15 protein-coding genes are annotated in these 15,138 nt (G+C 42.7%); 2 read left to right on the top strand and 13 right to left on the bottom strand.

All coding sequences use genetic code 11. The annotated features are described in order from the left end of the window. Positions 1–7: 7 nt before the first annotated feature. From hscB to trmJ, 6 genes are all read right to left on the bottom strand, one after another. On the bottom strand, positions 8–529 hold the full coding sequence (gene hscB, locus PSF16_RS01450) for a co-chaperone HscB (RefSeq protein ID WP_006658641.1): 522 nt from the start codon (positions 527–529) through the stop codon (positions 8–10). 112 nt (positions 530–641) lie between these two features. After that, positions 642–965, bottom strand: a complete 324-nt coding sequence (gene iscA / locus PSF16_RS01445; protein WP_006658642.1) for an iron-sulfur cluster assembly protein IscA — start codon at positions 963–965, stop codon at positions 642–644. Positions 966–1,169: 204 nt separating this feature from the next. Then, on the bottom strand, positions 1,170–1,556 hold the full coding sequence (gene iscU, locus PSF16_RS01440; RefSeq protein WP_006658643.1) for a Fe-S cluster assembly scaffold IscU: 387 nt from the start codon (positions 1,554–1,556) through the stop codon (positions 1,170–1,172). A 24-nt stretch (positions 1,557–1,580) separates the two neighbouring features. Beyond that, positions 1,581–2,795: an IscS subfamily cysteine desulfurase gene (locus PSF16_RS01435; protein WP_006658644.1), complete on the bottom strand. Its 1,215-nt coding sequence runs from the start codon at positions 2,793–2,795 to the stop codon at positions 1,581–1,583. Between the two features lie 142 nt (positions 2,796–2,937). Beyond that, the gene (iscR, locus tag PSF16_RS01430; protein WP_006658645.1) at positions 2,938–3,435 is read right to left on the bottom strand and encodes a Fe-S cluster assembly transcriptional regulator IscR; all 498 of its coding nucleotides are present in this window, start codon (positions 3,433–3,435) and stop codon (positions 2,938–2,940) included. Between the two features lie 118 nt (positions 3,436–3,553). Beyond that, the gene (gene trmJ, locus PSF16_RS01425) at positions 3,554–4,285 is read right to left on the bottom strand and encodes a tRNA (cytosine(32)/uridine(32)-2'-O)-methyltransferase TrmJ (RefSeq protein ID WP_006658646.1); all 732 of its coding nucleotides are present in this window, start codon (positions 4,283–4,285) and stop codon (positions 3,554–3,556) included. A gap of 124 nt (positions 4,286–4,409) precedes the next feature. Between trmJ and suhB the strand changes: the two genes are divergently transcribed. Further along, the gene (suhB, locus tag PSF16_RS01420) at positions 4,410–5,213 is read left to right on the top strand and encodes an inositol-1-monophosphatase (RefSeq protein WP_272688655.1); all 804 of its coding nucleotides are present in this window, start codon (positions 4,410–4,412) and stop codon (positions 5,211–5,213) included. Positions 5,214–5,293: 80 nt separating this feature from the next. Here the strand turns inward: suhB and PSF16_RS01415 are convergent, their stop codons facing one another. Together PSF16_RS01415 and glyA are read right to left on the bottom strand one after the other, a co-directional pair. Continuing rightward, complete coding sequence (locus PSF16_RS01415) at positions 5,294–6,445, bottom strand: 3-phenylpropionate MFS transporter (protein ID WP_272688654.1); 1,152 nt, start codon at positions 6,443–6,445, stop codon at positions 5,294–5,296. A gap of 78 nt (positions 6,446–6,523) precedes the next feature. After that, positions 6,524–7,777 carry a serine hydroxymethyltransferase gene (gene glyA, locus PSF16_RS01410; RefSeq protein WP_272688653.1) on the bottom strand — a complete coding sequence of 418 codons (1,254 nt, stop codon included), beginning with the start codon at positions 7,775–7,777 and terminating at the stop codon, positions 6,524–6,526. A gap of 350 nt (positions 7,778–8,127) precedes the next feature. On the opposite strand from glyA, the gene hmpA reads away from it, so the two are divergent. After that, positions 8,128–9,327: an NO-inducible flavohemoprotein gene (gene hmpA, locus PSF16_RS01405; protein ID WP_272688652.1), complete on the top strand. Its 1,200-nt coding sequence runs from the start codon at positions 8,128–8,130 to the stop codon at positions 9,325–9,327. 185 nt (positions 9,328–9,512) lie between these two features. Here hmpA and glnB read toward each other — a convergent pair whose 3' ends face one another. From glnB to PSF16_RS01380, 5 genes are read right to left on the bottom strand one after another with little or no spacing between them, the layout of a single operon-like run. Continuing rightward, positions 9,513–9,851: a nitrogen regulatory protein P-II gene (gene glnB, locus PSF16_RS01400; RefSeq protein WP_004921424.1), complete on the bottom strand. Its 339-nt coding sequence runs from the start codon at positions 9,849–9,851 to the stop codon at positions 9,513–9,515. A gap of 12 nt (positions 9,852–9,863) precedes the next feature. Continuing rightward, the gene (locus PSF16_RS01395) at positions 9,864–11,486 is read right to left on the bottom strand and encodes an NAD+ synthase (RefSeq protein WP_006658651.1); all 1,623 of its coding nucleotides are present in this window, start codon (positions 11,484–11,486) and stop codon (positions 9,864–9,866) included. Positions 11,487–11,527: 41 nt separating this feature from the next. After that, positions 11,528–12,868 carry a two-component system response regulator GlrR gene (gene glrR / locus PSF16_RS01390; protein ID WP_006658652.1) on the bottom strand — a complete coding sequence of 447 codons (1,341 nt, stop codon included), beginning with the start codon at positions 12,866–12,868 and terminating at the stop codon, positions 11,528–11,530. Continuing rightward, a complete protein-coding gene (gene qseG / locus PSF16_RS01385) occupies positions 12,865–13,677 on the bottom strand; it encodes a two-component system QseEF-associated lipoprotein QseG (protein ID WP_181480089.1) in 813 nt (270 codons plus the stop codon). Before qseG ends, glrR begins: the two co-directional genes overlap by 4 nt. Before the next feature lie 2 nt (positions 13,678–13,679). Continuing rightward, positions 13,680–15,119, bottom strand: coding sequence for a sensor histidine kinase (locus tag PSF16_RS01380; protein ID WP_006661296.1), 1,440 nt, complete (start codon positions 15,117–15,119; stop codon positions 13,680–13,682). Between the last annotated feature and the right edge of the window lie 19 nt (positions 15,120–15,138).

Below are 15,138 nucleotides of genomic sequence, written 5' to 3'. Positions count from 1 at the left end.
TTTTCTCTTAAAAGTCGTCTAGTAACCGTTCTTCGAGTTGCTCAGCTTGTTGCTGTAACTTATCGAGAAAACGCAATTTTCGGACGGTATCAGCGGCTTTTTCCCACTGCATAGAGTCGAGTTCAGAGACCATCAAAGCGCTACGAGTCTGTTGCATTTGTTTGACGTTTTTCATAAAAACAGACAGCTGCTCAAGAGGTTGAGCACTGTTTTCGATGTTATCTAACTCTTCGCGTAATTCGAGTTGCTCCATCAAAAATGCGGTATCATGTAAGGTATGTTGTTCGTTATTAATGTCATAACCTTGCAATAACAGCATATATTCCGCACGTTTTAGCGGATGACGAAGCGATTGATATGCCGCATTGATAGTTGCAGCATGCTGAAGTGCCTGCATTTTTTCCTGTTCTGAACAGGTAGCAAAGCGATCGGGGTGATATTGTCGCTGTAATTCTTGAAAGCGATGTGTGAGTTGCTCACTATCAATCGCATATTTAGGGGTTAACCCAAAGAGAGTAAAGTAATCCATAAGTGCTCAGTTTCTCGAACCGGGTACCAATGTAGCTAAGTTTTGCTAAAAATCATGTGGTTATTAGCGCTGCATTAGTTACATTGGTCAAAGTCATGCTCATTTAAAGACATTATACGTGAAAACTTTCACCGCATCCGCATTCACTGTTAACGTTAGGGTTATTAAATTTAAACCCTTCATTTAAGCCTTCTTTCACAAAATCCAGCTCAGTGCCGTCTAAATAAACCATGCTTTTGCCATCGACGATGACCTTAACACCCTTATCTTCAAAAACGGTGTCTTCTTCATTAATTACGTCAGCAAATTCAAGCACGTATGCCATTCCTGAGCAACCTGAAGTTCTTACACCTAAGCGCAAACCTTCGCCTTTACCACGATTTTTCAAGAACGATTGAATTCGTTGCGCTGCACTTTCTGTAAGAGAAATCGACATTGCAAACCTCACTTTAGAAACAAACAAGGCAGATGCTAGAAATTATTAGCATCCGCCTTCAAATCATCGGTACAACTCATTATATTTAAAGTTGCATAATAAATACATCTTTAATTAATTTGAGCTTATTTATCAGTAACTGAGCTATATATTTTGTTGTTAATATAATCTAAGAAATAGCTCTTACTTACTGATATTTATCTATTATTTGCTTTGGCGTTTGCTTTTATAATCAGCAATAGCAGCTTTAATTGCATCTTCAGCCAGAATTGAACAGTGAATTTTCACTGGTGGTAATTCTAACTCTTCAGCGATTGCTGTATTTTTGATTGACTCGGCTTCGTCTAAACTTTTGCCTTTCATCCACTCTGTAACCAGTGAACTTGATGCAATCGCAGAACCGCAACCATAAGTTTTAAAGCGTGCATCTTCGATAATGCCATCATCATTGACTTTAATTTGCAATTTCATGACGTCACCACAAGCAGGTGCACCCACCATACCGCTACCCACGCTTGGGTCATTGTTATCAAATGAACCAACGTTACGTGGATTTTCATAATGATCGATAACTTTTTCGCTGTAAGCCATTCTTAAACTCCTAAAACTGTCTGATTAATGGTGAGACCATTCGATGCTGTTAAGATCCACGCCTGCTTTAAACATATCCCATAAAGGAGACAGCTCGCGTAAATGGCCGATTGCACCATGAATCTGTTTGATTGCATAGTCAATTTCTTCTTCTGTGGTAAAGCGACCTAAAGAGAAGCGAATTGAGCTATGAGCCAGTTCGTCATTCATACCTAAAGCACGCAGCACATAAGAAGGTTCTAAACTTGCAGATGTACAAGCGGAACCAGAGGAAACTGCTAGGTCTTTCAACGACATCATTAATGATTCACCTTCAACATAGTTGAAGCTGACGTTAAGAATGTGCGGCGCACCATTTTCTAAGTCACCGTTCAGGTAAACTTCTTCGATATCTTTGATACCGTTCCATAAACGTAAGCGTAAACCACGCAGACGTTCAGATTCTTGAGCCATTTCTTCTTTAGCGATGCGATACGCTTCGCCCATACCCACGATTTGGTGAACAGGTAATGTTCCTGAACGCATACCACGTTCATGACCACCGCCGTGTTGCTGCGCTTCTAAACGGATACGCGGTTTACGACGAACATACAGCGCGCCGATACCCATTGGTCCGTATAGTTTGTGAGCAGAGAATGACATTAAGTCAACTTTTAATGCTGACAAATCGATAGGTAATTTACCTACACTTTGCGTCGCATCCACATGGAATACGATACCGCGGCTGCGACATAATTCGCCAATTGCAGCAATATCCTGAACAATACCAATTTCGTTATTCACATGCATGATTGACACTAAAATAGTATCTTCACGCATTGCCGCTTCTAACTCTTTCAGGTCGATTAAGCCGTTGCTTTGAGGTGCTAAGTAAGTCACTTCAAAACCTTCGCGCTCTAATTGGCGGCATGTATCCAGAACAGCTTTGTGCTCTGTTTTACATGTGATGATGTGCTTGCCTTTCTTCTGATAAAATTGGGCTGCACCTTTGATAGCTAAGTTATCAGATTCTGTTGCACCTGATGTGAAAACGATTTCACGCGGATCCGCATTCACTAATTCAGCGATTTGATTACGTGCAATATCTACCGCTTCCTCAGCTTGCCAGCCGAAACGGTGTGAACGAGATGCTGGGTTACCAAAATTCCCATCCATTGTTAAACATTGCATCATTTTTTCAGCAACGCGTGGGTCAACTGGCGTTGTAGCTGAATAATCTAGATAAATCGGTAATTTCATTGCTCACATACTCCAAAGGACAAGACAACTTTGCCTTTAATTTTTTAATGACCCCAAGAGTGGAAACCGCTATAACTGGGCTTTTTCACTATTTGGTGATCGACTGCAATTTATAATCTATCTTTATGTTAGATACGAACTATTAGGCACGAATATTGATAATGGATTCTGGCGTAATGCCGTTTAGCATCGTTTTACGCTTTTCATTATCTTGCCTGTCAGCAACATCCATAACCTCTTGATTTTTAACTAATTCATCAAGACTAATGCTACTGAGGAAACTTGTAATTCTGTCACTTAGGTCACGCCATAATGCGTGAGTTAAGCAACGGTCACCATTTTGACAACCTTCTTTATTACCCTGACAACGAGTCGCATCAACGGATTCATCAACCGCAGCAATTACTTCAGCAACAAAAATTTGGTCTGCGTCACGCCCAAGCAGATAACCACCACCAGGACCGCGCACACTAGAAACTAAATCGTTTTTACGTAAACGAGAGAAGAGTTGCTCAAGATAAGAGAGGGAAATTCCCTGACGTTCAGAAATGTCAGCTAAAGGTACTGGACCTGTCTGAGAATGTAACGCGACATCTAACATCGCAGTTACTGCGTAACGCCCTTTAGAAGTGAGTCTCATAACATAAATACTCCGTGGTAAAATATGCAATAATTGTGACATACCTGAGTAATTTGGTCAACTATTTACCTGACTAATTTACTCAAGTATTCTTGCTTACTTTACCACAGCATTAACCTCATTTTTTCGCCCATTTTTCCATTGAAGTCAAAATGCCACGAAGAATATGCAACTCTTGAGTTTCTACATGGGCACGGGTAAATAAACGTCGTAGTTTATTCATAATTAACCCTGGGTGCGCCTTGCGAATAAAGCCGGATTCATTCAATACGCTTTCAAGATGAACGTAAAAACGCTCTAAATCTTCAGCAGGTGGGTATTCTACCTCATCATCCACTGATGTTTGCGTATTTTTTTCAGCAATTGCCAAATACGCCATGCGGATTTCGTAGCTGACCAACTGTACCGCCATCGCCAAGTTCAACGAACCATATTCAGGGTTAGTCGGAATATAAAGATGATAATTACATCTTTGCAATTCTTCGTTAGTTAAGCCGACTCTTTCACGACCAAAAACAATGGCAACGGGTGCATCTTTAGCTTGTTCAACCGATTTTACGCCACATTCACGAGGCTCAACCATTGGCCAAGAAAGCGTACGAGAACGTGCACTGGTGCCAATAACCAGTTTGCACCCTTCCAGCGCCTCATCGAGAGATTTCACGACTTTGGCATTACCGATAACATCACTCGCTCCCGCCGATAATGCGATAGAGTGAGAATCAGGTTCAACAAGTGGGTTGACTAAATAAAGGTTTGAAAGCCCCATTGTTTTCATTGCGCGGGCCGTTGAGCCCATATTGCCAGTGTGTGAGGTTTCAACAAGAACGATACGGATATTTTCTAGCATGGTTTATACATTATCATGAAAAATTAATCGCAAGAGTCTAACACAAAATTGCTTATTGTGACGAACATCTATATACTTTGCGTCTCTTGTTTTTCGTTCTTTAACATCCCAGTGGAAAATACCCATGCATCCGATGCTTAACATCGCCATACGTGCTGCACGTAAGGCTGGTAATTACATAGCTAAAAACTATGAAGACCCTCAGAATGTGACTGTAACCCAAAAGGGTTCTAACGATTTCGTCACTAACGTTGACCGAGACGCTGAACAAATCATCGTTGATATTATTCGTAAATCTTACCCAGACCACACAATCATCACTGAAGAAAGTGGTGAATTATTAGGTAAAGATGATGATATTCAATGGGTAATCGATCCACTGGATGGCACCACCAATTTCACAAAACGTCTCCCTCACTTCTCAGTTTCTATCGCTGTACGCGTTAAAGGTCGTACAGAAGTTGCTGCTGTCTATGACCCAATGCGTAACGAATTATTTACTGCTGTACGCGGTCAAGGCGCTCAAATGAACGGCTACCGTTTACGTATGGCTGAGAAACGTGATCTTGAAGGCGCAGTTGTTGCAACTGGCTTCCCATTCAAACACAAACAACATGCACCTATCTACATGAATATCATGGGCAAAATGTTTGAACAGTGCGCTGATTTCCGTCGCACAGGTTCTGCGGCTCTGGATTTATGCTACGTGGCGGCGGGTCGTGTTGATGCTTACTTTGAAATCGGCTTAAAACCATGGGATTTCTTAAGTGGCGAGCTTATCATGCGTGAAGCAGGTGGGATCATGACTGACTTCGTTGGTGGTCATAACTATTTAGCATCAGGCAACTTAGTTGCAGGTAGCCCACGTGTTGTTCGCGATATTTTAGCTGCAATGAAAGATGAATTATCTGAAGCGTTAAAACGCTAATTCCCGCAGAATTCAAGACAGATAAAAAAGGCGCTAGGTTATAAACCTCAGCGCCTTTTTATCTTTCATAATGTTGTTTGTTACGCTTGAACACTCACTTTTGGGCGAATAAATAATGCAGGTACAGCCAACAGCGCCATCAAGTAAAATACAACACCATGTTGATCAGGCATGCGTTCATATATATAACCGACCATGATGGTAATCACCGCAAGCCCGCCTCCTGTTGCTAATGCCGAGTATGCACCTTGCAACGGAATGATTTCATTCTCTTTACGTGCACTGATAAAGCGCATCGCCGCTAAGTGACATACCGTAAACGTGCCGCTATGTAAAACTTGCACGATGATCAATACAGGTAGCGCAGTAAATGCCCCCATCATTCCCCACCGAATAATTCCACAAACTGCCGATAATAATAATAAATTTCGAGCGCTCCAGCGGCGGAATAAACGGTGACTCAACATAAATACAATAACTTCCGCCACCACACCCAGTGACCATAAATTTCCAATCACCAAATCTGAATAGCCGGCTTCTTTCCAAAACAAAGAAGCAAAACCATAATATGCGGCATGAGCGCCTTGTAATAATGTCACACAGATGAGAAACATCAGGACGTTTTTATCTACAATCAGTTGTTTAAATGAGACCTTATTAGTGCCTTCTGTTTTAGCTACCCCTGCTGGCATAATGGCAGGTTTTAACATCGCTCCAAATAATAGTGCAGCACAACTAATCACAAGTGCGACCATAATTGAAGTATGTCCCCATACTCCCGCAAAATAGCCCATAGAAGACGAACCAATAATAAAGGCGATGGAGCCCCAAACACGAATTTTGCCGTAGTCAAATGTGAATTGCTTCTGCCATGTTCCCGCTAATGAGTCCCCCAATGGCACCATCGGTGCAAAAAAGAGGTTAAACCCTATCATGACAAACATTAACCAAGCCCAGTGAGAGCCGAATGAAAATCCAATTGAAAAAATGAGGGAAAGTGCAGCCAGCAATCGCAAACCATTAATCAATTTCGACGGTTCTTTGACTTGAGGAGTAATAAACATTGCACCTAAAAAACGCGCCGCGAGCCCTATGCCAAGCAATAACCCGATCATTTCGGCATCAATACCCTCACCTTGCAGCCATACCGACCAAAATGGTAGGAAAATACTGTAGGCAAAAAAGTAGGTAAAATAATCAATCGCTAACCAGCGCGTTGATGGGATAACCATCACTCCTCCCTTTTTTCAATGCAAAAAACCCGCTTTTACACGATGTAGAAGCGGGTTTAGATAACTAATCAGTTTAAATTATGCGTAAACTGGGTATTTTTTACAGATAGCTAATACTTTCTGTTTAACGGCTTCAATGGTCGCTTCGTCATTGAGGTTGTCCAGAATATCACACATCCAGCCAGCTAGCTCGCGAGCATCTGCTTCATTGAAGCCACGACGTGTAATTGCAGGAGAGCCAATACGAACACCAGAAGTTACAAATGGGCTCTTCGGATCGTTAGGTACGCTGTTTTTATTCACAGTGATATTGGCGCGACCCAATGCAGCATCCGCGTCTTTACCCGTGATGTCTTTGTCAACTAAGTCAACTAAGAACAGGTGGTTTTCAGTACCGCCAGAAACGACTTTAAAGCCGCGCTGTTGGAAAACTTCCACCATGGCTTTCGCATTTTTAGCGACTTGCTGTTGGTAAGTTTTAAACGCAGGTTCCATCGCTTCTTTCAGTGCTACTGCTTTACCCGCGATAACGTGCATCAGAGGACCACCTTGTGAACCTGGGAATACCGCAGAGTTCAGACGTTTATACAGATCTTCATCACCACCTTTAGCCAGGATCAAACCACCGCGTGGACCTGCTAAAGTTTTGTGTGTTGTCGTCGTGACGACATGCGCATGTGGAACTGGGTTAGGATACCCCCCCGCAGCCACCAGACCCGCAACGTGAGCCATATCAACGAACAGATAAGCACCGATGCTATCAGCGATTTCACGCATTTTTGCCCAATCAACCACACCGGAATACGCGGAGAAACCGCCGATGATCATTTTTGGTTGGTGTTTTTTCGCTTGTGCAGCGATATCGTCGTAATCAATTTTACCGCTTTCATCGATACCATAAGGAACGATGTTATACAGCTTACCGGAGAAGTTGACTGGGGAACCATGAGTTAAGTGACCACCGTGCGCAAGGTTCATACCTAATACAGTGTCGCCTGGTTGCAGAAGTGCCATATAGACAGCCGCGTTAGCTTGTGAACCTGAGTGTGGCTGTACGTTTGCGTAATCAGCACCAAATAACTCTTTCGCACGGTCGATAGCTAATTGCTCAACAACGTCAACAAATTCACAACCACCGTAATAACGTTTAGTTGGGTAACCTTCCGCATATTTATTGGTCAGCTGAGAGCCTTGAGCTTGCATAACTCGTGGGCTGGTGTAGTTTTCAGAAGCAATTAATTCAATGTGTTCTTCTTGACGTTGTACTTCTTTTTCCATTGCTTCCCACAGTTGTGGGTCGTAATCTGCAATATTCATTTCACGCTTTAACATTCGCTTCTCCTGCCTCAGCAATTCAATAAGGTAACAATCAATTCAACTTAATGACTGACAGTGTAAACTCTTTTTCGCCATTGAGATAGCCCCTAAGAAAAAATATACGCAAACGATTGCATTAATTTTTTTGCTTTCAGATAGCCTTAAACAACACAAAATATAATAGTGCATATTTTAATAATACCGAGATGAATATCTAACTTTGCAAGCGACCTCTAACTTTGCAGTGAATTCCCTCACTTTTTGACACGTTAATTATTTACATTTACCGTTAAATATTATAAGTTGCATATAAAATACATGTTTGTAAATTCATAAAATCATGAAAATAATTCAGGAGCACCTGTATGCTTGACCAACAAACTATCGCCACAATTAAATCCACTATCCCCGCTATCGCTGCAACGGGTCCTAAGCTAACCGCTCACTTTTATGACCGGATGTTCAAACAACATCCAGAACTGAAAGATATTTTTAATATGACTCACCAAAAAAATGGGGATCAGCGTGAAGCTTTATTCAACGCCATTTGTGCGTATGCTGTGCATATTGAAACCCCTGAAGCCCTGATTGGCGCGGTGGAAAAAATTGCTCAGAAGCATGTCAGCTTAAATATCAAACCTGAACACTACCCCATTGTTGGGGAAAATTTGTTAGCTGCAATTGATGAGCTACTTAGCCCAGGTCAGGAAGTCTTAGATGCATGGGGCAGAGCTTACGGTGTACTCGCTGATATTTTTATTAATCGTGAAAATGCGATTTATCATGAGAATGCTGAAAAATCAGGTGGTTGGGAAGGTTTAAGAGAATTTAGAGTGACTAAAAAGCAGCCACAAAGCACAGTCATCACTAGTTTTGAATTCACACCTGTTGATGGAAACCCCGTTGCTGACTACCGCCCAGGACAATACATTACCATCTATCTGAACGAAAATAGCTTTGAGAATCAAGAAATTCGTCAGTACTCGCTCACTAGCGCACCAAATGGCAAAACCTACCGTATAGCGGTGAAACGTGAAGAGCAAGGCACAGTATCAGGCTTTTTACACCAATATCTCAATGAAGGTGATATCGTTCGCTTAGCGCCACCTTGCGGCGACTTTTTCCTTGATGTCGATCCACAAACACCAGTCACACTGATTTCTGCAGGTGTGGGGTTAACCCCAATGCTCAGCATGCTTAACCATCTCACACATCAACAACATCCAGCACCAATCAATTGGCTGCATGCTGCTGAGAATGGTGATGTTCACGCATTTGATCAAGAAGTTAGCAATCTAATGGCACAGCATGAGCAAGGTCATTCGGCAGTTTGGTTCAACCAGCCAACGCAACAAGACCAGTTGGGTACAGACTATCAATACCGCGGATTACTGGATTTAGCACAAGTGAAAAACAAAGTGCTTCAGCCGAATATGCAATTCTACTTCTGCGGACCTGTCGGCTTTATGCAACATGTCGGAAAACAGCTGATTGAAATGGGCGTTACTGCGGATAGCATTCATTATGAGTGTTTCGGTCCTCATAAGGTATTGCCACTGAATTAATGAAAATTATTCATTATAGTAAATTGTTTTTTAAGGCTTTAATTTAAATTGTTTTTCATTTTGCGGTAACGGACTCGCATATAAATATATTGTCATCCCAAGTAGGATATATTTATTCCGTTACCGCACTTTTCACTCAAATAACTAAGCTTGAATGGTTCAAGTTAGCAAATTAACTGAAATCGTTAAATCGCTTCTTCATCCTGTTCTCCCGTACGAATACGGATCACTCGAGCGACGTCATACACAAAAATCTTACCATCACCAATTTTGCCAGTCTGCGCTGTCTGCATGATGGTTTCGACACAGCTTTCAACGATATCGTCAGGCACCACAATCTCGATTTTTACTTTAGGTAAAAAATCGACCATATATTCTGCACCACGATAAAGTTCCGTGTGACCTTTTTGACGACCGAAGCCTTTCACTTCGGTTACGGTCATGCCAGTGATCCCCACTTCGGCTAAAGCCTCGCGTACATCATCAAGTTTAAATGGCTTTATAATTGCATCAATTTTTTTCATATTCAGTCCCTGTTATGACCAGTTTTTCCGGCCAAAACCTGAGGTAATCGGATAACGACGATCTTTACCGAAATTACGCATTGTGATCCGTGGTCCAACAGGAGCCTGACGGCGTTTATATTCGTTAATATCGACAAGACGCACAACTTTGCGAACGATTTCTCTATCAAATCCGAGCTTAATAAGATCAGCCACAGATAAATCTTTTTCTACATAACCGTCTAAGATAGCATCTAACACATCGTAAGGCGGTAAGCTATCTTGGTCCAACTGACCTGGCGCGAGTTCCGCTGAAGGTGGTCTATCAATCACGCGCTGCGGAATTGCCGGCGATATTGTATTACGATATTTAGCCAGTTCAAAGACCAGTGTTTTCGGTACATCTTTTAGGACATCAAAGCCACCTGCCATATCACCATATAGCGTTGAGTACCCTACTGCTGACTCACTTTTATTGCTGGTTGTCAGCACTAAGCGGCGGCGTTTATTGGACATCGCCATTAAAATAACGGCGCGGCAACGAGCTTGTAAGTTTTCTTCGGTAGTATCCGGTTGAGTTCCCTCAAACATCGGTTGTAATTGAGCCATAAAAGCATCAAACATCGGCTCAATAGACACAATATCAAACTCAACACCTAACAATTCAGCCTGCTCTTTCGCATCATGAATGCTCATTTCTGACGTATAACGAAATGGCATCATCACGGCTTGAACACGATCTTTCCCAATAGCATCTGCCGCAATCGCCACGGTTAATCCTGAATCAATCCCGCCAGATAGTCCTAAAATCGCCCCATTGAAGCCATTTTTATTGATGTAATCGCGAGTGGCTAAGACTAATGCTTGATATACCTGCGCGATTTGAGACGCTTCAGGCTGTTTCGGCTGCTCAGTCACTAATTTCACATCTTCAAAGGTGACTGTCGCCACTTGCTCTGCAAATTCAACCATTTGATAGACTTGCTTGCCTTTGTTTGCCAGCACTTTCGAGCCACCATCAAATACGAGTTCGTCTTGTCCACCCACTTGGTTAAGATAAACAATCGGCAAACCGGTACGCTGAGCATGCTCCACCAGCAGATCACTACGAATATGTTCTTTATTCAGATCATATGGAGATGCATTGATAGTCAATACGAGGTCAGCACCCGCCCCTTTAACGGCATCAATGGGTTCGTCATACCAAATATCTTCACAAATCAGTAAACCGAGCTGATAACCTTTGAATTCCACCACGCACGTTTTTTCCGCCGCAGTAAAGTAACGAGGCTCATCAAAAACGCCGTAATTAGGCAGTTCTTGCTTAAAATAACGGGCTAATAGCTTGCCTTGGTAGAAAAATGATAATGCGTTATAAATTTCATTCTCTTCGTACCACGGATGTCCCACGATGATCCCGCATTGACTGCTAGCTTGTTGTAAACGTTTTAATTGCGCAGTGCATCGCTCTTCAAAATCGTGGCGGAAGAGTAAATCTTCAGGGGAATACCCTGTCAGAGCCAGCTCAGAGAACATGACAATATCAGTATTTTTTCCCTGTTCTTCAACAGTTTGCAACATGCGTTCGCAGTTGCCTTCAATGTCACCAACTAGCCAGTTAAGTTGTGCCAGTGAGATATTAAGCTTACGGCTCATAACGTGTTTACTCTCCCTTAATCCTTTAGGCTATAAAGGTTTTATTCTTTAAAATCATTCGCTTCTAAATCGTGACGCCCGAGTAGTTTATAAAACTCGGTACGGTTGCGTCCCGCCATACGTGCAGCTTGGGTCACGTTGCCTTTTGTCATCTGCAATAACTTACGCAGATAATTCAATTCAAATTGGTTACGCGCTTCTACAAAGGTCGGTAACGCCGTATTCTCCCCTTCTAATGCTTGGCTAACCAAGGCTTCACTAATTACTGGGGATGTTGTTAATGCAACACATTGCTCAATCACGTTGACTAATTGACGCACATTTCCGGGCCAACTTGCAGTGATCAAACACTTCATCGCATCACTCGAAAAGCTGCGCACAAAAGGCTTATGCCGGTTCGCAGCTTCACGTAATAAATGATTTGCTAATAATGGAATATCTTCAGCGCGTTCATTTAATGCAGGGATCCGTAAGTTCACCACATTCAAGCGATAATAGAGATCTTCACGAAACTCATTTTTTTCCATCGCTTTAGGTAAGTTACGGTGAGTTGCAGAAATGATCCGTACATCAATATCTAAATCTCGGTTACTTCCCAAAGGGCGTACTTTTCGCTCCTGCAAAACACGCAGTAGTTTCACTTGAAGTGGCATTGGCATATCACCAATTTCATCTAAAAAGAGCGTACCGCCGCTGGCTGCAAAAAATAGCCCTTCACGGCTACTCACCGCTCCCGTAAATGCGCCTTTGGCATGTCCAAACAGTTCAGATTCAAGTAATTGTTCAGGCAGCGCACCACAGTTAATCGCAATAAATGGCTTATGAGCACGAGGGCTCACCTTGTGAATGGCTTGCGCTAATACTTCTTTACCTGTACCACTTTGCCCATTAATGAGCACACTGACATCAGACTGAGCCACCATGTGAGCCTGCTCAAGCAGACGGATCATGAGTGGGCTGCGAGTCACAATACCCGAGTTCCACTCGACATCACTTATTGGCGTTGATGACAACGCTAGCGCTTCATCAATGGCTTTGTAGAGTGCGTCTTTATCAACAGGTTTCGTTAAGAAACTAAATACACCGCGTTGAGTCGCTGCCACTGCATCGGGAATCGAGCCATGAGCGGTTAAGATAATCACAGGAAGGTTGGGATGGGCTTTTTGCACTTCATCAAACAGTGCCATACCATCCATCTCGTCCATGCGTAAATCGCTAATGACTAAGTCAATTTTTTCTTTTTGCAGTAATTTTAGCGCTTCAGGTCCGCTTTCTGCTGTTGAGACTTTAAATCCTTCACTACTTAGACGCATTCCAAGCAATTTTAACAGGCTGGGATCATCATCCACCAAAAGTAAGTTAGCTGACTTACGGCTGGTCATTGTGTTTTATTCTCCGAGGAATTCTGTTCGGTAGGTGCTGGCGTTGTCTCTGCGGGGGCAGCGACAGCCGCTTCATCTTCTTTTTCGGCTTCATTCGCATTTTTTTTGCGTGAAGAGAGCTGACGTTCGATATCCGTCAGGTTTTCTAACTTGCGGGAGGTATTATCAAGCTCGAAACGTAGCTTAGCGTTATCTTCTTTTAGACGGTCAAGTTTTCCATCCATCTCTTGCTGCATACGCTTATACCGCGCGTTCGCATCCGCTAGATTAATCTGTTGAACCTGCTGTTCACGCCATAATTGTAGCAATGGCCGAATAGGCGTTGGGAAACTCAAGCTATAGGTATTAATGCTATCCAACATCTGGCGACGTTCAGCGATGGTGGGTTCCGCGGAACCTAATAGAATATTTTTCGTGAATGAAGTTGACCAATTATTCACCTCTATTTTTGCCGCTTCTGCGCGTGCTTTATCGGCATCCATTCTGTCTACACAACCCATCATTCGTAACCAATAGAGGGCATTTTCCTGCGAGGTAGGCTCTTGGTTTTCCCAGATGGATTCGCAAGAAGCATAGCGATAATCCGTCGTTTTCACTTCAGGGATCACCACTTTCGCTAAGGTGTCTAATGGAGATTGTCCGTTCTTCGCAACACAGCCAGTTAAAATAAGTGAGAATAAAAGCATTCCCAAAGGCGTTCCGACGCGGGAAGGCTTAACACTGCTCCCACGGCGAATTGAGGTTAATTTTGTCTTCAACAATATTGTATTACACAATACTGCCAAGAAATCTGTAGACCTGTTTTGCATTATTATTCATTCTCTGCGGTTAAAGGCAGTTCAATTCGGAAGCAAACATCTGCTGATTTATGCGGCACTAATGATAACTCACCGCCCATTTGCTTAATACAATCTTGCGCAATGCTCAGCCCTAATCCACTTCCTTTGACAGCTCCTTTTCTTTGGAGGCTGCCTTGGTAGAAAGGTTCAAAAATCATATTCTGCTCAGATTCAGGAATAGGCGTGCCAGTATTGGCAACTTCAATGAGTAATTTATTTCCCGTTCTGCGGCTTGAAATCCAAATATTACCTGATTCGCCACCATAGTGCACCGCATTGGAGTAGATATTATCAATAACCCTTCCGAGTAAGGTTGGTTCCGCAAGGCAACTTTCTACTTTTAAGCGGACTTCTGTCGTAATATTTTTTGCTCTCGCAGGTAAATTATGCGCATTAACAATATCCTTTATCAGCTTTTTCAAGTCCACTTGCTGGGCAACTGGCGGTTCATCAACGAGTTTTCGATTATAGTCAAGAAGCTGCTCAATAAGTTGCTGAAGATGCTTGCTGCTTTGATCCAGAATTTCCACAACCTCTTTTTGCGAACTGGTTAAAGGTCCCGCCACCTCGTCAGCCAATAACTCAGTCCCTTCGCGCATACTGGCTAGGGGCGTTTTCAATTCATGGGAAATATGGCGTAAAAATTCATGGCGCTGCGACTCTAACCACGCAAGGCGTTCGCTTAACCAAATAATACGTTGAGCAATGATTCGTAGCTCTCTTGGACCCTTAAAGCGGTCGGTATCATTCTCAAGTGTCAGCCCAGTCCCTAAACGGTTAATCATTCGCTCAATGATTTTAACCGGACCGATGATCATACGAGTAAATAATGTGACCAATAATGCACTCAGTAAAAAAAGCAGCAGAGTTTGCCAACCAAATAGCTGCCCTTTGCTAGCAATGGCTTTTTGGAGTTGTTCACCACGGCTGAAGATCACTTCGCGAGTCTGCTGTACAACCGCAGTATTTTGCGCAGAAAATTGCTCTAAAACTTTAGTGGTTGATTCTGTCGGTTCGTTATTTTCACAACTAATCGCAGTGAGCTTCTGCAAGCCAGCTGATAATCCAAGTAGCTCAGGTGTTTCAGGCAAGATTGTTTTCTGGCGCTCAAGCATTTGTTCATAGTCAGCAAATTGCTTTTGGTATTGTGTCTGCAATGCTTTGTCCTGCAACACGCAATATTGGCGATAACTACGTTCCATTTCCAGCGCAAGGCTACTCATCGCTTCACTGCGCCGCGCATCAAGTAATGTGGTTTTATTAATTTCTGCCGCTTGATTACTCAGTTGTTCTAAGCTTTGGTAGGCTTGATAAGCCAATACCAGTAATGGCAAAAGTACTAGCCAAAATGCCATAACCACTAACTGCCGCAATGAGCGCGGGAAAAGGCGCAATTTACTCAACGCATTCATCTCATACCTATTTATATGT

The organism is Providencia sp. PROV033 (assembly GCF_028484855.1).
Taxonomy (GTDB): domain Bacteria; phylum Pseudomonadota; class Gammaproteobacteria; order Enterobacterales; family Enterobacteriaceae; genus Providencia; species Providencia alcalifaciens.
This window is presented reverse-complemented; position numbering and strand designations above follow the sequence as displayed.

Bases quoted from the DNA above. Each gene is read 5' to 3' on its own strand.
- hscB (WP_006658641.1), bottom strand. From the start codon at position 529: ATGGATTACTTTACTCTCTTTGGGTTAACCCCTAAATATGCGATTGAT.
- iscA (WP_006658642.1), bottom strand. From the start codon at position 965: ATGTCGATTTCTCTTACAGAAAGTGCAGCGCAACGAATTCAATCGTTC.
- iscU (WP_006658643.1), bottom strand. From the start codon at position 1,556: ATGGCTTACAGCGAAAAAGTTATCGATCATTATGAAAATCCACGTAAC.
- PSF16_RS01435 (WP_006658644.1), bottom strand. From the start codon at position 2,795: ATGAAATTACCGATTTATCTAGATTATTCAGCTACAACGCCAGTTGAC.
- iscR (WP_006658645.1), bottom strand. From the start codon at position 3,435: ATGAGACTCACTTCTAAAGGGCGTTACGCAGTAACTGCGATGTTAGAT.
- trmJ (WP_006658646.1), bottom strand. From the start codon at position 4,285: ATGCTAGAAAATATCCGTATCGTTCTTGTTGAAACCTCACACACTGGC.
- suhB (WP_272688655.1), top strand. From the start codon at position 4,410: ATGCATCCGATGCTTAACATCGCCATACGTGCTGCACGTAAGGCTGGT.
- PSF16_RS01415 (WP_272688654.1), bottom strand. From the start codon at position 6,445: ATGGTTATCCCATCAACGCGCTGGTTAGCGATTGATTATTTTACCTAC.
- glyA (WP_272688653.1), bottom strand. From the start codon at position 7,777: ATGTTAAAGCGTGAAATGAATATTGCAGATTACGACCCACAACTGTGG.
- hmpA (WP_272688652.1), top strand. From the start codon at position 8,128: ATGCTTGACCAACAAACTATCGCCACAATTAAATCCACTATCCCCGCT.
- glnB (WP_004921424.1), bottom strand. From the start codon at position 9,851: ATGAAAAAAATTGATGCAATTATAAAGCCATTTAAACTTGATGATGTA.
- PSF16_RS01395 (WP_006658651.1), bottom strand. From the start codon at position 11,486: ATGAGCCGTAAGCTTAATATCTCACTGGCACAACTTAACTGGCTAGTT.
- glrR (WP_006658652.1), bottom strand. From the start codon at position 12,868: ATGACCAGCCGTAAGTCAGCTAACTTACTTTTGGTGGATGATGATCCC.
- qseG (WP_181480089.1), bottom strand. From the start codon at position 13,677: ATGCAAAACAGGTCTACAGATTTCTTGGCAGTATTGTGTAATACAATA.
- PSF16_RS01380 (WP_006661296.1), bottom strand. From the start codon at position 15,119: ATGAATGCGTTGAGTAAATTGCGCCTTTTCCCGCGCTCATTGCGGCAG.